This is a genomic window from Tsukamurella hominis (assembly GCF_965137015.1).
In the GTDB taxonomy this organism is placed as follows: Bacteria; Actinomycetota; Actinomycetes; order Mycobacteriales; family Mycobacteriaceae; genus Tsukamurella; species Tsukamurella hominis.
In genome coordinates, this window is sequence record NZ_CBCRZG010000001.1 from 180,519 (window position 1) to 203,045 (window position 22,527).

24 protein-coding genes are annotated in these 22,527 nt (G+C 72.8%); 15 read left to right on the forward strand and 9 right to left on the reverse strand.

The window, feature by feature from the left end:
• Window positions 1–39: 39 nt before the first annotated feature.
• The 4 genes from ACM9LD_RS00855 to ACM9LD_RS00870 all read right to left on the reverse strand — a co-directional run bounded on the left by ACM9LD_RS00855 (window position 40) and on the right by ACM9LD_RS00870 (window position 4,118).
• The gene (locus tag ACM9LD_RS00855; protein ID WP_415674923.1) at window positions 40–1,281 is read right to left on the reverse strand and encodes a phthiocerol/phthiodiolone dimycocerosyl transferase family protein; all 1,242 of its coding nucleotides are present in this window, start codon (window positions 1,279–1,281) and stop codon (window positions 40–42) included.
• A gap of 265 nt (window positions 1,282–1,546) precedes the next feature.
• Entirely contained in the window at window positions 1,547–2,176 is a 630-nt protein-coding gene (locus ACM9LD_RS00860) for a Maf family protein (RefSeq protein WP_415675224.1), read from the reverse strand.
• 20 nt (window positions 2,177–2,196) lie between these two features.
• Window positions 2,197–2,469 carry an acyl-CoA carboxylase epsilon subunit gene (locus ACM9LD_RS00865; protein WP_415674924.1) on the reverse strand — a complete coding sequence of 91 codons (273 nt, stop codon included), beginning with the start codon at window positions 2,467–2,469 and terminating at the stop codon, window positions 2,197–2,199.
• A complete protein-coding gene (locus ACM9LD_RS00870; protein WP_415674925.1) occupies window positions 2,466–4,118 on the reverse strand; it encodes an acyl-CoA carboxylase subunit beta in 1,653 nt (550 codons plus the stop codon). Before ACM9LD_RS00870 ends, ACM9LD_RS00865 begins: the two co-directional genes overlap by 4 nt.
• A 61-nt stretch (window positions 4,119–4,179) precedes the next feature.
• Here ACM9LD_RS00870 and ACM9LD_RS00875 point away from each other — a divergent pair, with 61 nt between their 5' ends.
• Genes ACM9LD_RS00875 through ACM9LD_RS00885 form a run of 3 tightly spaced genes read left to right on the forward strand, consistent with a single transcriptional unit; the run spans window position 4,180 to window position 6,217 of the window.
• The gene (locus ACM9LD_RS00875; RefSeq protein WP_415674926.1) at window positions 4,180–4,986 is read left to right on the forward strand and encodes a biotin--[acetyl-CoA-carboxylase] ligase; all 807 of its coding nucleotides are present in this window, start codon (window positions 4,180–4,182) and stop codon (window positions 4,984–4,986) included.
• A gap of 2 nt (window positions 4,987–4,988) precedes the next feature.
• The gene (locus tag ACM9LD_RS00880; RefSeq protein WP_415674927.1) at window positions 4,989–5,534 is read left to right on the forward strand and encodes a PH domain-containing protein; all 546 of its coding nucleotides are present in this window, start codon (window positions 4,989–4,991) and stop codon (window positions 5,532–5,534) included.
• Window positions 5,531–6,217 (forward strand): response regulator transcription factor, encoded by a 687-nt coding sequence (locus ACM9LD_RS00885; RefSeq protein ID WP_415674928.1) that lies wholly within the window; start codon window positions 5,531–5,533, stop codon window positions 6,215–6,217. The genes ACM9LD_RS00880 and ACM9LD_RS00885 overlap by 4 nt, the downstream gene beginning before the upstream one ends.
• Window positions 6,218–6,227: 10 nt before the next feature.
• On the opposite strand, the gene ACM9LD_RS00890 is transcribed toward ACM9LD_RS00885, so the two are convergent.
• Together ACM9LD_RS00890 and ACM9LD_RS00895 are read right to left on the reverse strand one after the other, a co-directional pair.
• A complete protein-coding gene (locus ACM9LD_RS00890; RefSeq protein ID WP_415674929.1) occupies window positions 6,228–7,532 on the reverse strand; it encodes a sensor histidine kinase in 1,305 nt (434 codons plus the stop codon).
• Between the two features lie 10 nt (window positions 7,533–7,542).
• Window positions 7,543–8,085: a GtrA family protein gene (locus ACM9LD_RS00895; protein ID WP_415674930.1), complete on the reverse strand. Its 543-nt coding sequence runs from the start codon at window positions 8,083–8,085 to the stop codon at window positions 7,543–7,545.
• 159 nt (window positions 8,086–8,244) lie between these two features.
• Between ACM9LD_RS00895 and ACM9LD_RS00900 the strand changes: the two genes are divergently transcribed.
• The 5 genes from ACM9LD_RS00900 to ACM9LD_RS00920 all read left to right on the forward strand — a co-directional run bounded on the left by ACM9LD_RS00900 (window position 8,245) and on the right by ACM9LD_RS00920 (window position 12,593).
• A complete protein-coding gene (locus ACM9LD_RS00900) occupies window positions 8,245–9,429 on the forward strand; it encodes a 5-(carboxyamino)imidazole ribonucleotide synthase (RefSeq protein WP_415675225.1) in 1,185 nt (394 codons plus the stop codon).
• On the forward strand, window positions 9,422–9,928 hold the full coding sequence (gene purE / locus ACM9LD_RS00905; RefSeq protein WP_415674931.1) for a 5-(carboxyamino)imidazole ribonucleotide mutase: 507 nt from the start codon (window positions 9,422–9,424) through the stop codon (window positions 9,926–9,928). The genes ACM9LD_RS00900 and purE overlap by 8 nt, the downstream gene beginning before the upstream one ends.
• Window positions 9,929–9,948: 20 nt before the next feature.
• Window positions 9,949–10,605 carry a dihydrofolate reductase family protein gene (locus ACM9LD_RS00910; protein ID WP_415674932.1) on the forward strand — a complete coding sequence of 219 codons (657 nt, stop codon included), beginning with the start codon at window positions 9,949–9,951 and terminating at the stop codon, window positions 10,603–10,605.
• 119 nt (window positions 10,606–10,724) lie between these two features.
• On the forward strand, window positions 10,725–11,885 hold the full coding sequence (locus tag ACM9LD_RS00915) for an acyl-CoA dehydrogenase (RefSeq protein WP_415674933.1): 1,161 nt from the start codon (window positions 10,725–10,727) through the stop codon (window positions 11,883–11,885).
• Window positions 11,886–11,984: 99 nt separating this feature from the next.
• Window positions 11,985–12,593, forward strand: coding sequence for an AMIN-like domain-containing (lipo)protein (locus ACM9LD_RS00920; RefSeq protein ID WP_415674934.1), 609 nt, complete (start codon window positions 11,985–11,987; stop codon window positions 12,591–12,593).
• A gap of 6 nt (window positions 12,594–12,599) precedes the next feature.
• On the opposite strand, the gene ACM9LD_RS00925 is transcribed toward ACM9LD_RS00920, so the two are convergent.
• Window positions 12,600–13,301, reverse strand: a complete 702-nt coding sequence (locus tag ACM9LD_RS00925) for a TIGR03089 family protein (protein WP_415674935.1) — start codon at window positions 13,299–13,301, stop codon at window positions 12,600–12,602.
• Entirely contained in the window at window positions 13,289–15,037 is a 1,749-nt protein-coding gene (locus ACM9LD_RS00930; RefSeq protein WP_415674936.1) for an LCP family protein, read from the reverse strand. The genes ACM9LD_RS00925 and ACM9LD_RS00930 overlap by 13 nt, the downstream gene beginning before the upstream one ends.
• 123 nt (window positions 15,038–15,160) lie before the next feature.
• Here ACM9LD_RS00930 and rfbD point away from each other — a divergent pair, with 123 nt between their 5' ends.
• From rfbD to ACM9LD_RS00950, 4 genes are read left to right on the forward strand one after another with little or no spacing between them, the layout of a single operon-like run.
• Window positions 15,161–16,057 (forward strand): dTDP-4-dehydrorhamnose reductase, encoded by an 897-nt coding sequence (gene rfbD / locus ACM9LD_RS00935; protein ID WP_415674937.1) that lies wholly within the window; start codon window positions 15,161–15,163, stop codon window positions 16,055–16,057.
• 9 nt (window positions 16,058–16,066) lie between these two features.
• Window positions 16,067–16,960, forward strand: a complete 894-nt coding sequence (locus tag ACM9LD_RS00940; RefSeq protein ID WP_415674938.1) for a glycosyltransferase family 2 protein — start codon at window positions 16,067–16,069, stop codon at window positions 16,958–16,960.
• Window positions 16,960–18,063 carry a mannose-1-phosphate guanylyltransferase gene (gene manB / locus ACM9LD_RS00945; protein WP_415674939.1) on the forward strand — a complete coding sequence of 368 codons (1,104 nt, stop codon included), beginning with the start codon at window positions 16,960–16,962 and terminating at the stop codon, window positions 18,061–18,063. The genes ACM9LD_RS00940 and manB overlap by 1 nt, the downstream gene beginning before the upstream one ends.
• A gap of 10 nt (window positions 18,064–18,073) precedes the next feature.
• On the forward strand, window positions 18,074–18,880 hold the full coding sequence (locus tag ACM9LD_RS00950; protein WP_415674940.1) for an SGNH/GDSL hydrolase family protein: 807 nt from the start codon (window positions 18,074–18,076) through the stop codon (window positions 18,878–18,880).
• Between the two features lie 85 nt (window positions 18,881–18,965).
• Here ACM9LD_RS00950 and ACM9LD_RS00955 read toward each other — a convergent pair whose 3' ends face one another.
• Window positions 18,966–19,619, reverse strand: coding sequence for an O-methyltransferase (locus ACM9LD_RS00955; RefSeq protein WP_415674941.1), 654 nt, complete (start codon window positions 19,617–19,619; stop codon window positions 18,966–18,968).
• A gap of 242 nt (window positions 19,620–19,861) precedes the next feature.
• On the opposite strand from ACM9LD_RS00955, the gene sigE reads away from it, so the two are divergent.
• The 3 genes from sigE to ACM9LD_RS00970 all read left to right on the forward strand — a co-directional run bounded on the left by sigE (window position 19,862) and on the right by ACM9LD_RS00970 (window position 22,500).
• Window positions 19,862–20,515, forward strand: a complete 654-nt coding sequence (sigE, locus tag ACM9LD_RS00960; RefSeq protein ID WP_224647201.1) for an RNA polymerase sigma factor SigE — start codon at window positions 19,862–19,864, stop codon at window positions 20,513–20,515.
• A 118-nt stretch (window positions 20,516–20,633) separates the two neighbouring features.
• A complete protein-coding gene (locus ACM9LD_RS00965; RefSeq protein ID WP_415674942.1) occupies window positions 20,634–21,014 on the forward strand; it encodes a hypothetical protein in 381 nt (126 codons plus the stop codon).
• Window positions 21,015–21,024: 10 nt separating this feature from the next.
• On the forward strand, window positions 21,025–22,500 hold the full coding sequence (locus tag ACM9LD_RS00970; protein ID WP_415674943.1) for a S1C family serine protease: 1,476 nt from the start codon (window positions 21,025–21,027) through the stop codon (window positions 22,498–22,500).
• Window positions 22,501–22,527: the final 27 nt, after the last annotated feature.

Genomic DNA, 22,527 nt, shown 5'->3' on the forward strand with positions numbered 1-22,527 from the left:
TCTGGACGGCGGGTTCGGCGGGCGGCGGCGGTGCGGGCGTCAGGCCGCGGGTGCCCGGCGGGCAGCGGCGTGGACGAGGGCGTCGATCCGGTCGGCAACGGCGGCGCGGGCGTCGGCGGAGGCGGTGCCGCCCAGGGTGATCGCCTCGATCCCGAGGCGGCCGCGGAAGGTCGAGACCTGGTGGATCGTCGCCGACGGGGACGGGCGCCGCGGACCGTCGGGCACGTGGAGGGCGGCGGAGTCCATCGACAGGATCGGGCGCAGGTCCTCGGCGACCAGCCCGTCGGGGAGGTCCACGTCGAGCGGGCCCAGGTTGCTGAGCACGACCGGGGGCTCGGGCGCCTCGCCCGCCGCGGCGGCGATGGCGAGGGCCGTGAGCGCGCGGCCGCCCCGGACGTCCCGGCGGACGGTGCGCGCGAGCTCGTCGCCCACGGCGACGGGGTCGGAGGCGGAGGTGAGCTCGGGCGCCGCGTACGAGGCGCCGACGAAGTTGGTCACCTCGGTCGGGTCGAGCAGCGGGCGCACCCGGCGGCGGAGGTCGACGAGGGTCATCGCGCCGACCCGGACGGGCGCCGCGGGGTCCTCGCCGAGGAAGCCGGCCCGCTCCGCGGTGAGCAGGATCCCGGACAGCAGGGCGTTCAGGCCGATGCCCTCCGCGGCGGCGAGGAGCCCCGCGGTGGTCTCGGGGGAGAAGCGCAGCGAGATGGTCTCGGGGAGCACGGCGTCGCCGCCGCGCGGGCCGAGGACGGGCGCGCTGCCGTACCACCGCGCACCGTCGAGCCGGGCGCGGCCGGTGCTGACCTTGGGGACGTCGAGGTCGGCGAGGACCCGCTGCGCCGAGCCCGGGAACGGCTGCGGCGCCCCGATGTCCGTGGCGCCGGTGCGCACGAGCGCGGTGTAGTGCGACCAGAGCCGGCGCAGCAGCGCGTAGAGGTGCGTGCCGTCGGCGAGGGCGTGGTTGACGGCGAGCGCGATCCGGTGCCGGTCGCCGAGCGAGGTGACGTGCAGCCGGGCCAGCGCCGCGGCGGGGTCGACGAGTGGCGCGCCGGGGCCGTCGGTGCGGGTGGCGCCGGCGGCGGGGGCGACGAAGGCGAAGCCGTCGCCCGCGGGCGCGACGGCGGCGTCGAGTGCGGGGTGTTCCGCGCGCAGCGCGGCGAAGGCGTCGGTGAGTGCGTCGGAGTCCAGCGGGCCGCGCACGGTCAGCTCGAAGGCGCACGTGGTGGGGTGCGGGCCCACGAAGCCGATCTCGGACGAGGCGAGGGGGCGGAGCGTCGTGGTCATGGGATGACGCTAAAACGACGTCCATTCCCTTCGCGAGGCGAACTAGTGGTGTCGCTCGTCACGTCCCCGGACCCTTGACCAGGGTTGGCGAACACTGTGGCGGGCGATTGCTTCGGTGTTCTTGCAGCTCGAACGGTGTAAGCGATTGAACCTTCGACAGTGGTTCTCAGCTGCGGAAACGCGCTGATTGCGGGGAGTTAACGCAATGCTTACGCAATGTGGATCGCGAATCCTGTGAGGTCCACCACGTCCGTGATGACGAAGATCAGGCTCGGTCCGACCACAGGGCGACCGGGGACACGCCCACCTCGGCCAGCAGCTGCCGGGTCAGCGGCAGGGAGATGCCGATGACGGAGCTCGGGTCGCCGTCGATCTCCTCGACGAACCAGCCGCCGAGGCCGTCGAGCGTGAACGCCCCGGCCACCTGCAGGGGCTCGCCCGTCGCGACGTAGGCGTCGATCTCCGCGTCCGACGGTGCGCCGAAGCGCAGCGTCGTCGCGCGGGTGCCGCCGGCCTCGCCGGCCACGGCACCGTCGTCGACGAGGATCGCGCAGTGCCCCGTGAGGAGGCGGCCCGTGCGGCCGCGCATCGCGCGCCAGCGCGCCGCCGCGACCTCGGGGATGTGCGGCTTGCCGACCAGCTCCCCATCGATGGAGAGCATCGAATCGCAGCCGATCACCACGGCGCGGCCGGGCAGCGGCTCCTCGGCGAGGATCCGGCCGACCACGTCCTGCGCCTTGGCTCGCGCGAGCACGGCGACGGCGTCCTCGTGTGCGACGTCCGGGCCCAGGTCGGCGAGGATCGCGTCCTCGTCGACCTGCGACACGGAGACCAGCGGAGATGTGCCGGCGGCGCGCAGCACCGACAGCCGCGCCGGCGAGGCCGACGCGAGCACGAGCCGCACGGGAGCGGGGATCAGGACCCCTTGGTCCAGAAGGTGGGCGTCTGGCTGGTGAAGGCGTTGGGGCCGTTGAAGTACTGCGGCCGCATCCGCTCGCGGTTCCGGCCCCACAGCGACTTCGGGCCCTCCGGGCCGGACTGCGGCGCCGAGCCGGTGGCCGCGGCGAGCACCGCGACGACGGCGGCGACGTCCGCGGCCGACGGGTTGCCCTTCTCGAACCGGATGGCGGCCTTGAGCTTCTCGACGTCGGTGGCGCTGGCCTCGACCGGCTTCTGCTCGGCGCTCACAGCGGGATGTTCCCGTGCTTCTTGGGCAGGGTGGCGACGACCTTGCGCTCCAGCATGTTCAGCGCCGTGACGATCTGGCCGCGGGTGTGCGAGGGCGGGATCACCGCGTCGACGTAGCCGCGCTCGGCCGCCACGTACGGGTTGACCAGGGTGTCCTCGTACTCCTCCTGCAGCTTCAGGCGCAGGGCCTCGACGTCCTCGCCCTTCTCGGCCGCCTCTGCGAGCTCCTTGCGGTAGACGAAGCCGACGGCGCCGCCCGCGCCCATCACGGCGAACTGGGCGGTGGGCCACGCGAGATTGATGTCGGCGCCCATGTCCTTGCTGCCCATGACGCAGTACGCGCCGCCGTACGCCTTGCGGGTGACCACGGTGATCTTCGGGACGGTGGCCTCGCCGTAGGCGTAGAGCAGCTTCGCGCCGCGGCGGATGATGCCGTCGTACTCCTGGCCGGTGCCGGGCAGGAAGCCGGGCACGTCGACCAGGGTGACGATGGGGATGTTGAAGGCGTCGCAGAAGCGCACGAAGCGGGCGGCCTTCTCCGAGGCGTCGATGTCGAGGCAGCCGGCCAGCTGGGTGGGCTGGTTCGCGACGATGCCGACGCTGCGGCCGTCGATGCGGCCGAAGCCCACGATGATGTTCATCGCGCGCTGCGGCTGGATCTCGAGGAACTCGTCGTCGTCGAGCAGGCGGCGGATGACCTCGTGCATGTCGTACGGCTGGTTCGGCGAGTCCGGGATCAGCGTGTCCAGCTCGCGGTCCTCGTCGTTGACCGACTCCTCGATCGAGCCCGTGAGCGGATCGGTCGGCACGAAGCGCGGGGCCTCGGCGCGGTTGTTCGACGGCAGGTAGGTGAGCAGCTCACGGACGTAGTCCAGGGCGTCCTGCTCGCCCGACGCGACGTAGTGGGCGGTGCCCGACTTGGTCATGTGGGTCTGGGCGCCGCCCAGCTCCTCCTTGGTGACCTCCTCGCCGGTCACGGACTTGATGACGTCCGGGCCGGTGATGAACATCTGGCTCTCGTGGTCCACCATCACCACGAAGTCGGTGAGCGCGGGGGAGTAGACGTGGCCGCCGGCGGCCGCGCCCATCACCACGGAGATCTGCGGGATGACGCCCGAGGCCTGCGTGTTGCGGAAGAAGATCTGCGAGTACAGGGCGAGCGAGACGACGCCCTCCTGGATGCGCGCGCCGGCACCGTCGATGATGCCGACCAGCGGGCGGCCGGTCTTGGTGGCCAGGTCCATGACCTTGACGATCTTCTCGCCGTAGACCTCGCCGAGGGAGCCGCCGAAGACGGTCGAGTCCTGGCTGAAGACGCACACCTCGCGGCCGTCGATGGTGCCGTAGCCGGCCACCACGCCGTCGCCGATCGGACGGCGCGCGGCCATGCCGAAGTTGGTGGACCGGTGCTGCGCCAGCTTGTCCAGCTCCACGAACGAGCCCTCGTCGAGCAGCGCGAGCACGCGCTCGCGGGCTGTCAGCCGGCCCTTCTCGTGCACCTTGTCGATGGCGCCCTGGCCCATCGGGGCCAGCGCCTCGGCGTCCTTCTTGCGGAAGGCGGCCAGCTTGCCGGCCGTGGTGTGGATGCTGGGCTCGGCGTCAGCGGTGTTGCCGCCGGAGGCGCCGTCGGTGGTGGAGGCACTCGTCATGGACCCGACTCTAACCAATAGAGTCGATTCCGAACCGCACTGCCCATAGAAGGAGGACGTCGTGGTGCTCCCCGATCAGGCGGCGATCGCCGCAGCCGTGCGCGGCACGCGCTGGCACGAGGTGTCCGTGGTGCCCAGCACGGGCTCCACCAACGCCGACCTCGCCGACGGCGTCCGCGCGGGCGACGAGCCGGGCCGCGTGCTCATCGCCGACGTGCAGACCGCCGGCCGCGGCCGGCACCAGCGCCCGTGGTCGGCGCCCTCCGGCACGCAGCTCTCCATCTCGGTGACGGTGGCCGTGCCCGCCGCCGCGGCGCCCCGCGCGGGCTGGCTCTCACTGGTCACCGGCGTCGCCGCCGTCGCGGCCGTGCGCGAGGTGACGGGCCTGAGCGCCGGCCTCAAGTGGCCGAACGACGTGCTGCTCGAGGCCGAGCCCGGAGCGCGCGGCGGCAAGACCGCCGGCATCCTCTCCGAGCTCGCCACCGCGCCCGGCGGGAACCTCGTCGCCGTCATCGGCACGGGCCTCAACACCACGCTGGCCGCGGCCGACGTTCCGGTGGAGACGGCCACGTCGCTCCAGCTGGCCGGCGCCGAGGACCCGGACCGGACCGCGCTGGCCATCGCCTACCTGCGCCACCTCGACGCCGGGCTGACCGCCTGGACCGACGATCCCGCCGCCGCCCGCGCCGAGTACCTGGCCGCGTGCGTCACCGTCGGGCAGGAGGTGACGGTCTCGCTCCCCGCCGACGAGGTGCTCCGCGGCACCGCCGTCGACGTCGACGCCGAGGGCCGCATCGTGGTGCAGGACGCGGCCGGGAAGCGGCACGTGCTCTCCGCGGGCGACGTCACCCACCTCCGGCCGGCCTGATCGTGGGCTTCCCGGCGAAGGCGCTCGTCGACGACGAGCGGATCCTGCTGCACACCCGGCCCCACGCCACCCGGATGATCGTGCCGGTCCTCGTGCTCTTCGCGGCCTGCGCCGCCGCGGGCGTCGCGCTCGGCCTGCTCAGCCGCGCGAAGCTCGACGGTCCGCTGCCCGACTGGCTGCTGCTCGCCGTCGTCGTCGTGTGGGTCCTGATCGTCGGCTGGTTCACGGCGCGTCCCTGGGCGGTCTGGCGGGCGACCCACCTCGTGGTGACCGACCTGCGGATCATGTTCCGGTCCGGCATCGTGCGCCGCCGCGGCATCGACATCCCGCTGCGCCGCATCAACTCGGTGCAGTACCACCAGCGGCTCATCGACCGCGCGCTGCGCAGCGGCGTGCTCACCGTCGAATCCGCCGGAGAGGACCCGCTCGACTTCCCGGACGTGCCGCGGATCGCCGCGACCCACGCGCTCATCGTCGACGCGCTCGACGACGCGGACGACCGCCGCGCCCGCGACGACGGCTCCGCGGAGTACCCTCGGCGGTCATGACGACGCGGGTGCTCCTGGCCGAGGACGACGAGGCCATCGCCTCACCCCTGGCCCGCGCGCTGTCGCGCGAGGGCTACGAGGTGGACGTGGCGGGCACGGGCACCGACGCGCTCCGGCGCGCTCTCGACGAGGAGTACGCGCTGCTCATCCTCGACCTCGGGCTGCCCGAGCTGGACGGGCTCGAGGTGTGCCGCGAGGTGCGGGCCGCGCGCCCCGAGCTGGCCGTCCTGATGCTGACCGCCCGCACCGACGAGATGGACTTCGTGGTGGGCCTCGACGCGGGCGCCGACGACTACGTGGGCAAACCCTTCCGCATGTTCGAGCTGATGGCCCGCACCCGCGCCCTCCTGCGCCGCAGCGCCCCCGTCCAGGACGCCCCCGAGGTCGTGGAGGCGGGCGGCATCCGGCTGGACTCGACCGCGCGGCGGGTCACCGTCGACGGCGCCGACGTGGCCCTGGCGAACAAGGAATTCGAGCTGCTGCGCTTCCTCATGGAGCACACGGGGCGATTGCTCTCCCGCGAGGAGATCCTCGCCGACGTGTGGGGCGACTCGGACCTGCGCGGCTCCAAGACGCTCGACATGCACATCTCGTGGCTGCGCCGGAAGATCGGCGACGACACCGGTGCGCAGCGGCGGATCGTGACGGTCCGTGGCGTGGGGTTCCGGTTCGACGCGGAGTAGTCGTTCTCGGTCAGCGGGGCTCGGGCTCGCGCGCGACGTCGGCGGCGGGGGCGGGGTCGGGCGCGGCCGCGGGCAGGAACATCGCGAAGGTCGTCGGCTTGCGGCTCTGCAGTTGGAGGCGGCCCCCGTCGCCCTCGACGAAGTCGCGGGCCAGCGCCAGGCCGACCCCCGTCCCGTCGCCCACGGAGTAGCCCCGCCGGAAGATGCGCTGGGCGTCACCGTCGGAGATGCCGGAGCCCTCGTCGGAGACCGTGACCAGCACCGTGTGCGCGCCGACCGACCCGAGCCGCACCGTCACCTCGCCGCTGCCGTGTTCGAGCGCGTTGTCGACGAGCACCGTCGCGGCCTCCCGCACCCGCGTGGCGGTGGCCCGGGCGGGGAGCGGCGGACCCTCGGGCGGGAGCACCGTGAGGCGCCTGCCGGCCCGCGCGAACGACGGGGCCAGGTCGGCCAGGAGGGGCAGGAGCTCTGCCCGCACGTCGACGGTGCCCTGTGGCGATCGCTCGGCCCGCGACATGGTGACCATGTCGCCGACGGACGAGGTGAGCCGGTCGACCTGGTCGAGCGCGGCCCGCGCCTCGGTGACCACCTCGGGGTCGGCGTGCAGGGTGAGCTCGTCGAGGCGGATGTGGATCGCGGTCAGGCGGCTGCGCAGCTGGTGCGAGACGTCGCCGACGATCTGCCGCTCGCGCTGCAGCCGGTCGGCGATCTCCACGGTGGCGGTGTCGAGCACGTCGAGCACACGGTCCAGCTCCTCGATGCCGTGCCGGTGCGGATCGGGCCGGAAATCGCCGTTCGCGAGGCGTTGCGCGCGGCCGGCCACCTCCTGCACCGGGTCGGCGACGCGGCTCGCCGTCACCGCCGCGACCACGACGCCCGCGGTCAGCGACAGCACCATGACGATCAGCTCGATGCTCAGCGCCCGGAACTGGTCGTCGCGGACGCCCGCGTAGTCCTGCTCGATCCGCAGCGTTCCGGCGTCGCCGAGCGAGGTGCCCTCGACCATCGCGTGCTCGAGGGGGCCGCGCCCGACGGCCAGCTCGCGGGAGGCGCCGGTCCGGTCGGTGTAGGTCAGGACCAGTCGGCCGTCCGAGGGGACCAGGAGGCGGAGCGCCTCGACCGGCGGTTCGTCGGTGACGCCGGTGCGCTGCTCCTGGACCAGGATCGCCGACGACGCCCGCTGCAGGCGGTGCTGGAGATCGGTCCGCGCCGTGTCGTCGAGCCAGCGCCAGGTGTAGAACATGAGGGGCAGGCCGAGGAACAGGCCCGTGACCGCGACGACCGCGATGGTCGAGCGGAGGATCCGGTACCGCACGCCCGGAGGCTCAGCGCTCGGCGGAGGTGCGGGTCTCGTCGTCGGGGATCGACTCCTGATCCGGTGCGTCGCGCATGTCCTCGGGGAAGGCCCAGCGGCGCAGGGCCCAGAAGCGGAAGGCCATCTGCAGCAGGTTGCCGACGATGTAGTTGAGCACGAAGTCGACGATGATCAGCGTGGTCTTCGAATCGACGTTGCGCAGGTCGAAGAAGTTGTTCGCGATGAAGATGGGCGCGGCCATGATGAGCACGCCGATGCCCGAGATGGCGAAGAACAGCAGCGCCTCGTGGTGCTTCTCGCGGCCGCCGCGGTGCTTGAAGCTCCACTCGCTGTTGAGGATGTAGGAGAGGATCACGGCGCACACGCCGGAGAAGACCTTGGCGACGGTGGGCTTGTCGTCGAGGACGGTGAGCACCAGGCCGTAGAAGATGGCGAGGTCGAAGACCGCCGTCGTGCTGCCCACGATCGCGAACTTGATCAGCTCGTGGTGCTGCATGACGAGACCGCGAAGCGGTGCCGGGGTGCGATCCAGAATCGCCTCGATGAAAGCCACGTGCGCCACTCTAACGGAACCGTGAATAGTACCGCGGAGAGTGTGACGCGGTCGGTACCGGGGGCGTGGGCCGTGCCGGGCGCCCCCACGGCGGCGTGGACCTGCGATTATGGACCGGTGAGTGACGTTCAATCGCGCCGGTCGCGGCCCGTGGTGGCCATGGTCGGCGGAGGCCAGCTGGCCCGCATGACCCATCAGGCCGCCATCGCGCTGGGCCAGTCCCTGCGCGTCCTGGCCGCCGCCCCCGACGAGCCCGCGCCCCAGGTGTGCGCCGACGTCGTGCTCGGCGACCACGACCGGATCGAGGACCTGCGCCGCGTCGCGACCGGCGCGCACGCCCTGACCTTCGACCACGAGGGCGTGCCCACCGAGCACCTGCTGCAGCTGCAGTCCGAGGGCGTCACGGTCAACCCGCCGCCGCAGGCCCTGCTGTACGCGCAGGACAAGCTGGCGATGCGGCACCGTCTGGCCGAGCTCGGCGCGCCCGTGCCGGGCTTCGCGGAGATCGCCGCGGTCGCCGACGTCGAGGCCTTCTGGGCGCGGTTCGACGGTGCCGTCGTGCTCAAGGCCGTCCGTGGCGGCTACGACGGCCGCGGCGTGTGGCTGCCGGACACCCTGGCCGAGGCGCTGGAGGTCGCGCAGGAGCAGCTCGCGGCCGGCGTGCAGCTGCTCGCCGAGCAGCGGGTGGAGCTGGCCCGCGAGCTGTCGGCGATGGTCGCGCGCTCGCCCTTCGGGCAGGGCGCGACGTGGCCCGTCGTGGAGACGGTGCAGCGCAACGGGCAGTGCGCGGTGGTGCTCGCGCCCGCCCCGAACCTCTCCGACGAGGAGGCCTCCTTCGCCGAGTCGCTCGCGCTGCGCCTCGCGAACGAGCTGGGCGTCGTCGGCGTGATGGCCGTCGAGCTGTTCCAGACCCCGTCGGGCGAGATGCTGGTCAACGAGCTCGCGATGCGCCCCCACAACTCGGGCCACTGGTCGATGAACGGCTGCGTGACCAGCCAGTTCGAGCAGCACCTGCGGGCCGTGCTCGACTACCCCCTCGGCGACACCGCCGCGACCGCGCCGCTGACGGTCATGGCGAACGTGCTCGGCGCACCGTCGGAGCCCGAGATGGGCGTCGACGAGCGGCTGCACCACCTCATGGCCCGGATGCCCGAGGCGCACGTGCACATGTACGGCAAGGAGGGGCGGCCCGACCGCAAGGTGGGGCACGTGAACCTGGTCGGCGACCTCGACGGCGACCGGAACGATCCCGACTACGTGGCGGAGCTGCGGGAGCGGGCGGAACGCGCGGCGCACTGGATGGCGACCGCGGAGTGGACCGATGGATGGAGCGAGCATGGCTGACGGACCCCGCGTCGGATTGATCATGGGCAGCGACTCGGACTGGCCGACGATGGAGGCCGCCGCCGAGGCGCTCGCCGAGTTCGGGATCCGGTTCGAGGTGGGCGTGGTCTCGGCGCACCGCACCCCGCAGCGGATGCTGGACTACGCGAAGGGCGCCGCCGACCGCGGCGTCGAGGTGATCATCGCCGGCGCCGGCGGCGCCGCGCACCTGCCCGGCATGGTCGCCTCCGCGACCCCGCTGCCGGTGATCGGCGTGCCGGTGCCGCTCAAGCACCTCGACGGCATGGACTCGCTGCTGTCGATCGTGCAGATGCCCGCCGGCATCCCCGTGGCGACGGTGTCCGTGGGCGGCGCCCGCAACGCCGGCCTGCTGGCTGTGCGGATCCTCGGCGCCGCCGACCCGGCCCTGCGCGCGAAGATGGCGGCGTTCCAGGCGGACCTGGAGCAGATGGTGCTGGCCAAGGACGAGGCGCTGCGGAAGAAGCTCCTCGAGGGCTGATCGCGGCTAGCCTGATCCGCATGACGGGTCAGGTGCGGGTGCACAACTTCGCGATCTCTCTCGACGGCTACGGCACCGGCGCGGACCAGAGCGTGGACGCGCCCTTCGGGCATGCGGGCGGGTCGCTCATGGAGTGGTTCTTCGGCACTCGCCGGGGCGCCGCGATCCACGGCCTGACCAGCGCGGCCCGCGGCGTCGACGACGCCTTCGCCGAGGCCTGGGACGAGGGCATCGGCGTGGAGATCATGGGGCGCGGCAAGTTCGCGCCCACGCCCGAGGTGCTCGCCGACGAGTCCTGGCGCGGCTGGTGGGGCGAGCAGACGCCGTTCACCACGCCGATCATCGTGCTCACGAGCAGTCCGCGGCCGTCGTTCTCCACGGAGGACGGCGTGGAGTTCCGGTTCCTCGACGGATCGCCCGCCGAGGCCGTCGCCGCCGCCCGGGAGATCGCGGGCGAGAAGGACATCCGCATCGGCGGCGGCGTGGCGACGGTGCGCGATTTCCTCGCCGCCGACCTCGTCGATCACCTGCACCTCGTCGAGGTGCCGATCGTCCTCGGCCGCGGCGAGCGGCTGTGGGACGGCCTCGAGGGCCTGCAGGAGCGGTTCGCGATCGAGTCGACCGTGAGCCCCGCCGCGGGCGTCGTGCACCGCGTCTTCACCCGCCTGCCGCGCTGACCGGTTGTTCCCGGGAACAAGCGGACCGTCGAATGTTGGTTACGTGCGACTAACTGACCTCGGATACGGCATGGATACAATCAGCGCGGACCTAACACGTAGACGCTGATGGAGGCCTCATGGCTGGCAACCCCGACTTCGACCTGTTCCAGCTCCCCGAGGAGCACGAGGAACTGCGCGCCGCCATCCGGGCGCTCGCCGAGCGCGACATCGCGCCGCACGCCAAGGACGTCGACGAGAAGGAGCGGTTCCCGCAGGAGGCGCTCGACGCGCTGGTCGCCAGCGGCTTCAACGCCATCCACGTGCCCGAGGAGTACGAGGGCCAGGGCGCGGACTCGGTCGCCACCTGCATCGTCATCGAAGAGGTCGCCCGCGTCTGCGGCAGCTCCTCGCTGATCCCCGCCGTGAACAAGCTCGGCACCATGGGCCTGATCCTCAACGGCTCCGAGGAGCTCAAGCAGCACGTGCTGCCGTCGCTCGCCAACGGCGAGGCCATGGCCTCCTACGCCCTCTCCGAGCGCGAGGCCGGTTCCGACGCCGCGTCGATGCGCACCCGCGCCCGCAAGGACGGCGACGAGTGGGTCCTCAACGGCTCCAAGTGCTGGATCACCAACGGCGGCAAGTCCACCTGGTACACCGTCATGGCCGTCACCGACCCCGAGAAGGGCGCCAACGGCATCAGCTCCTTCATCGTCCACAAGGACGACCCCGGCTTCTCCGTCACCGGCTACGAGCACAAGCTGGGCATCAAGGGCAGCCCCACCGCCGAGCTGGCCTTCGAGGAGTGCCGCATCCCCGCGATGCGCATGATCGGCGAGGAGGGCACCGGCTTCAAGACCGCGCTGCAGACCCTCGACCACACCCGCCCGACCATCGGCGCGCAGGCCGTCGGCATCGCGCAGGGCGCGCTCGACGTCGCGATCGAGTACATCAAGGACCGCAAGCAGTTCGGCAAGTCCATCTCCGAGTTCCAGGGCGTCCAGTTCATGGTCGCCGACATGGCGATGCGCCTCGAGGCCGCCCGCCTCATGGTCTACACCGCCGCCGCCCGCGCCGAGCGCGGCGAGAAGAACCTCGGCTTCATCAGCTCCGCGTCGAAGTGCTTCGCCTCCGACGTCGCGATGGACGTCACCACCGACGCCGTCCAGCTGCTCGGCGGCGCCGGCTACACCCGCGACTTCCCGGTCGAGCGCATGATGCGCGACGCCAAGATCACCCAGATCTACGAGGGCACCAACCAGGTGCAGCGCCTCGTCATGTCGCGCCAGCTGCTCCGCTGACCCGCCCGCGGGCCGGGTGCCGGCTCGCCCACGGTTCGATAACGATCCGCCCCTCCCGCCCGATCCACCCATAGCCTGGACCGGACGAGAGGGGCGGACGTGTATTCGAGGACGATTCGGGCGCTGTCGGGGGCGACGGTGCTCGCCCTGGGGGCGGCGCTGACCGCGTGCGGTCAGGACGGTCCGGTCACGGCACCGTCGGGCATCGCGCGCCCGTCGTCGGCGGCGACGGTGACCACGGCGGCACCGTCGAGCCCGTCGACCACGGTGACGAGCACGAGTCCCGGGACGACGACGAGCACGAGCGCCGCCGCCCCGGGCACGACGATGCTGCAGGATCTGCGCACCGGGGCCCGCGAGGGCGCCGACCGGGTGGTGCTCGAGTTCACGGGCGCGGTGCCGCCGTACCGGGTGACGCGGGAGGCGGGGCCGGTCATGGACTGCGCATCGGGCGCGGTGCTCGGCGGGCCGGGGGAGTACCTCGTGGTGCGCGCCGAGCCGGTGGCGATCTTCGACGATGCCGGAAAGTCGGCCTACGCCGGCGAGCGCACGGTCGCCGGGCCGGGTAACGCCGTCTCCCGCGCGATCATCACGTGCTCGTTCGAGGGACAGCTGCAGGTGGCGCTGAAGCTGACCGGGAACGCGCAGCGCTACGCCGACTCGACGCTGACGGGGCCGGGGCGCATCGTCGTCGACGTGCAGCGGTAGCGCGCGTCAGGCGACGCGGGCGGTGGCCTTCTCGGTCGCGAACTTGTCCGCGAGCTTCACCGGGTCCGGGTTCGACACGTGGATGACCGACGCGGGCGCGGCGAACGGCGCGAGCAGGCCGTCGTACAGATCGTCGACGGTGCGCCACTCCCGCGTGGAGAGCACCCGGTCGCCCGCGGCGTACCCGGCGGACGCCGCGAGCGCCGTGGAGCGGGCGAGCACGATCTCCGCCGTGTCACCGGCGAGCGCGGTGCCCGCGCCGCCCGGCGTGAAGGCGTCGGGGTGCACGCGCACCTCGGTGGTGTAGTCGTCGATGCCCGGCGGCAGGTCGGGCACGGCCAGGCCGAAGGCGTCGAGGCCGACGGCGAGGATCTCGTCGCCCTCCGCCTCGTCGACGCGGTCGGGGGCGGCGAAGGTCACGTCGCCGGATTCGCCGAAGCGGACCTCGCAGCCGGCCCACCACGCGCCGAACAGGATCCCCGCGGTCTGCCAGTGCGCCGGGAGCAGCACCCCGACCGGGTCGCCCGGGCCGAGGCCGTACTGGTCGCGCAGCAGGTTGCCGCACTTCGCGGCCCAGTTGCCCAGCGTGATCGCCGACAGGCCCATCCGGGCGCCGGAGGCATCGTCGTACCAGGTGAACCGGGGTGCGGCCCCGTCGGCCTGAACGATCGGCACGAGCAGCCGGTCGGTCACGGTCAGTCCACGCACGGGACGCCTCCGTCCTGCTGGGCGGTGAAGCCCGGGCGGTTGAGCAGCGAGCTGATGCGCGCCGCCTCGCTGGGATCGAGCGCCTCGGTCATGCCCGGCGGGATCGACGTGGTCGTCGCCGCGGAATCGGAGTCCGAGCCGGAGTCGCTCGACGAGCCGGGGCCGCTGTAGCCGTCCTGGATCAGCACCTTGACGTGGCCGGACTGCACCGCGCCGCTCGCCACCACGGGCAGGCCGCCGAGCAGCGCCGCCACGGCCTTCGCGCCCTGGTCGTTCGCCGAGCTCGCCAGGACCGCGCTCTTGGCGCTGGAGGAGGACTCGGTCGACGAGGCGTTGCCAGTGGAGCCCTGCGCGAAGCCCTTGCCGCCGAGGAAGGTGGAGACGTTGCTCGCGAGGCCCGACGTGGTGCCGCCGTTCACGACGTCCACCGTGTAGGAGGAGCGGTTCACCGAGGGCACGGCGGGCGAGGAGCTGGCCGAGGTCGCCTTCGGCTTCGTGGTGCCCGGCTTCTCGCCCAGCAGGCCCGCGACGTACGCCTGCACCTGCTTCGGGTCGACGACCACGACGGACTGCTGGCCGTCGTCGCTCCAGCCGTCGTCGCGGACCACCGGCACCGTCGAGAACTGGACGTTGCCCGCCGAGAGGTTCGCCAGCTCCTTCGCGAAGCCCATGACGTCCCACTGCTGGTCGAGGGTCACCGACGTCGACAGCGCGTCCTGCAGCTGGCTGAGTTTGCTGGGGCTGGTCAGCGTGCCGGTGGAGAGGATCTTGCTGGCCAGCGACGCCATGAAGACCTGCTGGCGGGTCACGCGGTCGAGATCGCCGCGGGGCAGGCCGTGGCGCTGGCGCACGAAGCTCAGCGCCTGCGGGCCCTTGAGCGTCTGCTTACCGGCCTTGAAGCGCGCGCCCGAGTACGGGTCGTTGACGGGCTTCTTCAGGCACACGTCGACGCCGCCGACCGCGTTGGTCAGGCGGGAGAAGCCGACGAGGCCGATCTCGGCGTAGCGGTCGACGGAGACGCCGGTGAGGTTCGCGACGGTCTCGATGAGCGCCTTCCGGCCGTCCTCGTTGCCCTTCTGCACGGCGGTCTTCTCGTCGTCGCCGTTCGCGATCGCCTTGTCCCGGGTCACGTTGGCCGCGCCCGCGAAGGCGGAGTTGATCTTGCCCTTGCCCTGGTCGGGGATCGCCACGTAGGCGTCGCGGGGGATCGAGATCGCGGTGGCCGACTTCCCGTCGTTGGGGATGCGGATGAGGATGATGGTGTCGGTGTTGAGGGTGCCGTCGTCGACGCCCGCGTTGAGCCGCGCCAGCTCCTGCTTGGTCAGCGGGTTGCCCTTCGCGTCGGTGCGCGAGTCGGTGCCGACCAGCAGGATGTCGGTGGCGCCGTCGGGCTTGGCCGCGATGCTGGGGCCGCGGACGATGTCGCCGGCGAAGCGGGACCACCAGAACCAGGCGACGCCGGTCACCACGAGCACGATGGCCGTGATGAGCGCGACCAGAGCCTTGCCGCTGCGCTGCAGCCGCTCGCGGGTGTCGACGGAGAGGTCCCCGGCGCGGGGGACCGGCCGAGCTCGTTGGGCCTGCGGACCGTCGCCCTCGTTCTCGGCGCGGACGCTCCGGCGCCGCGCTCCCGCGCGCGTACCGTCGGCCTGCTCGCCCGCGCGCTCGGCGGCCGCGCGCTTGGCGTCGGCGCTCCGGGAATGGCGCGCGCCGCGTCGACTGGGGCTGTCGGACACCCACCACTCCTCAACGTCGGAAAGCGGGCCGGCTGCTTCGGCCCGCATGGTCACATCTCCATAACGGTACCGACTCGACATGTGAAGACTCCGCAGACGCGGCCGTCCCGTACCGTTCGCGGTGTGGAACTGGTGATCACCGGCGCGGCCGGACAGGTGGGGTCGGCGCTGGTCGCGGGCGCCGCGGCGCGGGGAATCGCGGCCCGGGCCCTGGGGCGCGGGGACCTCGATGTGACTTCGCCACAGTCGGTGGCCGGGCTCGCGCTGGGCCCGTCGACAGTGCTGATCAACTGCGCGGCGCACACCGCGGTGGACGCGGCGGAGACCGAGCCGGGCGCCGCCACGGCGCTCAACGCGGTCGCTCCCGGGCTGCTCGCCGAGCGGTGCGCCGCCACCGGCGCGCGGCTGGTGCACGTCTCGACCGACTACGTCTTCGGCCCCGCGCCGGTGCCGCCGCGGCCGTGGGAGCCGGACGACCCGACGGCACCGCGGAGCATGTACGGGCTCACCAAGCTGGACGGGGAGCGGAACGCGGCCGCCGCCGACCCGCGGACCGTCGTGGTGCGGACCGCCTGGGTGTACACGGGGCGCGGCGCCGACGGTGCCTGGGCGCGGGACTTCGTCGGGACCATGGGGCGGCTCGCCGACGACGGCGTCGACCCGAAGGTCGTCGACGACCAGACCGGCTCGCCCACGTACGCCCCCGACCTGGCCGCGGGGCTGCTCGACCTGGCCGTCCTCCTCGGCGCGGAGCCGGACCGGCCCGGCGCGGTGCTGCACGCCGCCGGCGGCGGGACCGCCACGTGGTTCGACGTGGCCCGCGGCGTCTTCGCGCGGGCCGGCGCGGACCCGGCGCGCGTGTCGCCGTGCACGACCGCCGACTTCCCGCGCCCCGCGCCGCGCCCCGCCTACTCGGTGCTCTCACCCGCCGCCTGGGCGGCGTGGGGGCTCACGCCCCTGCCGGACTGGCGCGACGCACTGGACCGGGCGCTGACCGCACCCGCGGACCCCGCCCGGTAGCCTGGCCGCGTGCCCGGAACCGACAACGCGCTGCCCACGCTCGCCGTGGTCACCGTCACCTACTCGCCGGGTGAACACCTCGAGAACTTCCTGACCAGCATCGACGGCGCCTTCTCCGGCGCCGCGCCGCGCGTCCTCATGGCCGACAACGGCTCCGTCGACGGGTCGCCGGAGGCCGCCGAGGCCGCCCATCCCGAGGCCGAGCTGCTGCGCACCGGCGCCAACCTCGGCTACGGCGGCGCGATCAACTACGCCGTCGCGCGGCTCGACCTCGGCGCGCTCGACTGGTTGCTCATCAGCAACCCGGACGTGGTCTTCGGCCCCGGCTCGATCGACGCCCTCATCGAGGCGGCCGTGCGGTACCCCCGCGCCGGGTCGCTGGGCCCGTTGATCCGCGACCCCGACGGCACCGTCTACCCCTCGGCGCGGAACGTGCCCAGCATGCGGTTCGGGATCGGGCACGCGCTGCTCGGCGCCGTCTGGAAGTCGAACCCGTGGACCCGGGCCTACCAGCAGTCGCAGGCCGAGGTCGCCGAGCGCGAGGCGGGGTGGCTCTCGGGCTCCTGCCTGCTGGTGCGGCCCGAGGCCTTCGCGGAGATCGGCGGCTTCGACGACCGCTACTTCATGTACATGGAGGACGTGGACTTCGGGGACCGGCTCGCCCGCGCCGGCTGGAGCAACGTCTACGTCCCGACGGCGGAGATCGTGCACGCCAAGGGCCACGCGGCGGGGAAGGTGCCGGAGCTCATGCTCCCCGCGCACCACGCCTCCGCGTACCGGTTCTTCGCCGACCGGCATCCCGGTCCGGCGGCCGCGCCCCTGCGCGCGGCGATGAAGGTGGGGCTGGCCGCGCGCTCGCGGATCAGTGTTCTCGCGGCGACGCGGAGACGAAAAGGGGAATGATGACCTCGGTGGATCAGGACGCCGGCGTGGACCTCAGCGATGTGGAGGCCGTGATCCTGGTGGGCGGCAAGGGCACGCGCCTGCGCCCGCTCACCCTGTCGGCGCCCAAGCCGATGCTGCCCACGGCGGGCAAGCCCTTCCTCACCCACCTCCTCTCCCGCATCCGTGACGCGGGCATCCGCCGCGTGGTGCTGGGCACCTCGTTCAAGGCGGAGGTGTTCGAGGAGTACTTCGGCGACGGCACCGAGCTGGGCCTCGAGCTCTCGTACGTGGTGGAGACCGAGCCGCTGGGCACCGGCGGAGGCATCCGCAACGTGCTGCCCGCCCTCAAGGCCGACACGGTGCTGGTGTTCAACGGCGACGTGCTCGGCGGCTCCGACATCCGCGCCGTCGTGCAGACGCACCGCGAGAAGGACGCCGACGTCACGATGCACCTCGTGCGCGTGCCCGACCCCCGCGCCTTCGGTTGCGTGCCGACCGACGCCACCGGCCGGGTCACCGCGTTCCTCGAGAAGACGCAGGATCCGCCGACCGACCAGATCAACGCCGGCTGCTACGTCTTCAAGCGCTCGGTGATCGAGGAGATCCCCGCCGGCCGGCCGGTGTCGGTCGAGCGCGAGGTCTTCCCGGCCCTGCTCAACGGCGGCAGCCGCCTCTACGGCCACGTCGACTACGGCTACTGGCGCGACATGGGCACGCCCGAGGACTTCGTCGCCGGCAGCTCGGACCTGGTGCGCGGCATCGCCCCGTCGGCCGCCCTCGACGGAGGGCGCGGCGAGTGCCTCATCCACCCCGGCGCCTCGGTGGCGCCCGGCGCGCTGGTGATCGGCGGGTCCGTCATCGGTCGCGGCGCGGAGATCGGCGCGGGCGCGCGCCTCGACGGCGCCGTCGTCTTCGACGGCGTGCGGATCGAGGCCGGCGCGATCGTCGAACGGTCGATCATCGGCTTCGGCGCGCACATCGGGCCGCGGGCCCGCATCCGCGAGGCCGTCATCGGCGACGGCGCCTCCGTGGGCGCCCGGTGCGAGCTGCTGCACGGCGCGCGCGTCTGGCCCGGTGTCGAGCTGCCCGACGGCGGCGTGCGGTTCTCGACGGACGTATAGGGGCTGGTCGGTGACTGACTTCCTGCGGTACGTGGCGATCGGGGACTCGTTCACCGAGGGCGTCGGCGACCCCGACCCGACGGGGACCCACGAGTACCGGGGCTGGTCCGACCGGGTCGCCGAGGTGCTGGCCGCGCGCTCTCCCGAGTTCGGGTACGCGAACCTGGCGATCCGCGGCAAGAAGATGGACCAGATCGTCGCCGAGCAGCTGGAGCCGTGCCTGGAGCTGGCGCCCGATCTGGTGACGGTGTACGCCGGGGCCAACGATCTGATCCGGCCGTCGGTCGACGTGGACGCGGTGGTCGCGGCGTACGACGCGATGCTCGCTCGGCTCGTGGAATCGGGCGCGACCGTCGTGGTGTGGACGGCCGCGGACACCCACGGCAGCGGCATCTTCGGGGCACTCCGCGGCCGGTTCGCCATCTACAACGAGCTGGTCCGGGAGATCGCCGCCGACCGGGGGCTGCTGCTGCTCGACTACTGGCGGATGAAGGAGTACCGCGACCTGCGGATGTGGGAGTTCGACCGCATCCACATGTCGCAGCCCGGGCACCTGCGGATGGCGATCGAGGTGCTGGACGTGCTGGGCGTCCCGCACGCCCTGGCGGTCCCGGACCTGGGGCCCGAGCCCGTGATCACCCCCGCAGAGGACCGCGAGATCAAGCGGAAGTGGCGGCGGGAGTTCGCCTACCCGTGGATCTCGCGCCGCGTCCGCGGCATCTCCACCGGCGACGGCCTGCCGCCGAAGTACCCCACGCTGCTGCGGCCGGTCGGGGTGGACGCCGGCGAGCCGGAGGCTGCGGGCGAGCCGTCCTGATCCGTCGGCTACGCCATCGTGACCACGGGCTAGGAACGGGCGAGGGGGCCCGTCGCGGACCGTCGGACCGGAGAACGGGACCGGACTACTGCTCCGGGGGGACGAAGGCCTTCGCGGCGGCGACGAGGCCGCCGCCCAGGGGCAGGATGACGGGGAGCAGGTTCTCGTCCGCGGCGATGATGCGGGTGGCCTCGCGGGCCGCGAAGGCCTCGTCGTCGTATGCCTCCGGATCGGGGATGCGGTAGCCCGCGTCGCCGAGGTTCACCACCACGACCCCGCCGGGGCGGAGCAGTCGCACGGCGTCCACGACGTAGCGCGGGTGGTCGACGGGCTCACCGTCGATGAAGATGAGGTCGTAGGCGGCGTCGGCGAGCCGGGGCAGCACGTCGAGGGCGTGGCCGTTGATGAGGCGCGTGCGGTTCGCGGCGACGCCCGCCTGCTGGAAGCCGATCTTCGCGGCGGCCTGGAACTCCTGCTCCGCGTCGATCGTGGTCAGCACCGAATCGGGACGCATGCCGGAGAGCAGCCACAGGCCGCTGATGCCGGCGCCCGTCCCGACCTCGACCACGGACTTCGCGCCGCCCGCCGCGGCCAGCACCGAGAGCAGGGCGCCCACGGACGGGGAGACGGCGTCGACGCCCAGGTCGGCGGCCCGCTCGCGGGCAGAGGACATCGCCTCGTCCTCGACGATGGCGTTCTCGGCGTACGTGACGAGGGCGGATGCGGCGGAGTTGGACACGCCGCAATGGTAGCCCGTCGCCCACCGGTCACCCGCTCGTGACGCGATCGTTAGCAAAGCAGATGCATGCACAGGCAACACTCAGGGAGGAATCAGCGCTCCCACACCGCGGCAGGGAAAGGTATCGGACAGTGAAGAACGCCCGACCTGGAATTGCCGATCGTGGGAACAAAACGGTCGCCCCGGGAGTTCTGCAGTAGTAAGAGCGCCCCGCCGCCCGGCGGTGGCACGAGGAGGAGCGCATGGCCCTGGCCCGCAAGGCCGGACCCCGGCAGGAGCCGCAGCCCCAGGCTGCGTACGCGACGTTCGACGACGAGCGCGCTGCCGAACCCGCGGGTACCGCCGCATTCGATGCGTCGGGCGACCGTGCTGACATGCCCACCTGGGACGAGCTCGTCCGCGAGCACGCCGACCGCGTGTACCGGCTGGCCTACCGCCTGTCCGGCAACGCGCAGGACGCCGAGGACCTCACGCAGGAGACCTTCATCCGCGTCTTCCGCAGCCTGCAGAACTACGAGCCCGGCACCTTCGAGGGCTGGCTGCACCGCATCACGACGAACCTGTTCCTGGACATGGTCCGCCGCCGCAACCGCATCCGCATGGAGGCGCTGCCGGAGGACTACGAGCGCGTACCGTCGTCCGACCCGGACCCCGGCCAGATCTACGCGGACGCCAACCTCGGCCCGCAGCTGCAGAACGCGCTCGACGCGCTGGCGCCGGAGTTCCGCGCCGCCGTCGTCCTCGCCGACATCGAGGGCCTCTCGTACGAGGAGGTCGCGGCGACCCTGGGTGTGAAGCTCGGCACGGTCCGTTCGCGCATCCACCGCGGCCGCAAGTCGATCCGCGAGGCCCTGGCGAATCAGGGCCTGACCAGCAGCGCCGCGCTCGCCTACTGACCGCGCGCCCGGCACCGTCGGGAACTCCCGAGCGACTCGGCTCGTTGTGTGAAGGAGTGCAGGTACTGTGGCGGTAGACCCGCAGTACGCCATCGGCCCGAGCAGAGGAGGGGAGCGCGTGGAGCACCTCAGTGGCAGTTTCAAGCGCGCCTTCTCGCGCCGCCCCGGCGAGTTCTCGTCCACCGAGCACCTCGCGTACGAGGCCGTCGTGGCCTTCGTCGACGGGGAGCTGCGGATGAACGCGCACCTGCGCGCCGGCACCCACATCTCCCAGTGCGCCGTGTGCGCGGCGGAGGTCGACGCGCAGCGGCAGGTCCGTACCGCGCTGCGCGAGTCCGGCGAGATCACCGTGCCGCACCGGCTGCTGGGCCAGCTGTCCCAGATCCCCACCGAGTGCCGCACCGGCCGGCCTCCCTTCGACGGCTTCCCGACCTTCACTCCCGAAGCATCGCGACGCGACGAGCGCAACAAGCGCGGCCGGCGGCGGAACGCTCGGTAGATTCGACTCCGTGACCTCCGAACCCGACACCCGGCGCCCGCGCCTGGAGCCGCGCCCCACGTACCGTCCCTCGGTGTCCGAGGGGGAGCAGGTCGTCTTCGGCAGGCCCGACGGGGTCGACGGTGCCTTCGCGCCCGAGTCCGTCCGCAGCGCCACCACCGCGCGCGGCCCGCAGCCGCAGGCCGCCGCCCCCGATCCGGTGCTCACCGAGGCCTTCTCGCGTCCGCCGGGGGCGACCGAGGCGTTGCAGCGCGACCCGTACGCGGGCCCGCTGGTGCCCGAGCCGGAGCCCGAGCCCGAGGATCCGTGGCGCGACACCGACTCGCTCGCCGCGATCGGCGAGCCCGGCGTCACAGCGCCTCCGCGGGCGGTCCCGCAGCCCGACCCGGAGCAGCTCGGCGTCCGCGACGTGCTCTTCGGGCGGCGCGTGTCCGTCCGCGCACTCGCGGTCCTGGGCGTGCTGGCCCTGGTCATCGGCCTGCTCGGCGGCGCCATCGGGCGGATCACCGGCACCACGATCGAGAAGCTCACCGACTCGCGGGCGTCGCTGCCCGCGGCCGAGGGCGCGCCCGCCGACGCGGGCGCCGTCGCGTCGATGGTCGGCAAGGTCGGCGCCAGCGTCGTCACCATCGAGGTGCGCACCAAGACCTCCGGCGAGACCGGCTCCGGTTCCGTGATCGACGCCGAGCGCGGCTACATCATGACCAACAACCACGTCGTCGAGACCGCGTCCACGAACAAGGACGCCAAGATCGAGGTCGTGTTCTTCAACGGCACCCGCACCCCGGCGCAGCTCGTCGGGACCGACCCCTACACCGACGTCGCGGTGGTCAAGGTCTCCGTCGACGGGCTGCAGCAGATCGCCCGCGGCGACTCCGGTGAGCTCGCGGCCGGCCAGCAGGTCGTCGCCATCGGATCGCCGCTGGGCCTGCGGCGCACCGTCACCTCCGGCGTGGTGTCCGCGACGCACCGTCCGGTGCAGGGCCCGGCCAGCGGCCCGAACCCGCCTGCGACGTTCGACTCCGTGCAGACCGACGCCGCCATCAACCCCGGCAACTCCGGCGGCCCGCTGCTGGACCTGCAGGGGCGGCAGATCGGCATCAACACGCTCGGGCTGTCGCCGGGCGGCGCCGGGTCGATCGGCCTGAACTTCGCCATCGCGTCGAACGTCGCGTGGCCGATCGCCGAGTCGATCATCCGCGGCCAGAAGGTGGTCCATGCCGACCTCGGCATCAACGGCCGCGAGGTGAGCAACGAGGCCGCGTCCGGCGTGCGCGTCGAGAACGTGAAGAAGGGCGGCGCCGCCGAGAAGGCCGGCATCCGCGAGGGCGACGTCATCACCAAGGTCGGCGACACCGAGGTGGCCGAGGCCGCCGACGTGATCGTCGCGATCCGCGCGGTGGGCGTCGGCAAGGAGACGACGGTGACCGTCGCCCGCGACGGCCGGCAGGTCCCGATCAAGGTCACGCCCGAGCCCCTGAGCTGAGACGCCGAGCCCGCCGCCGCGGCGTGC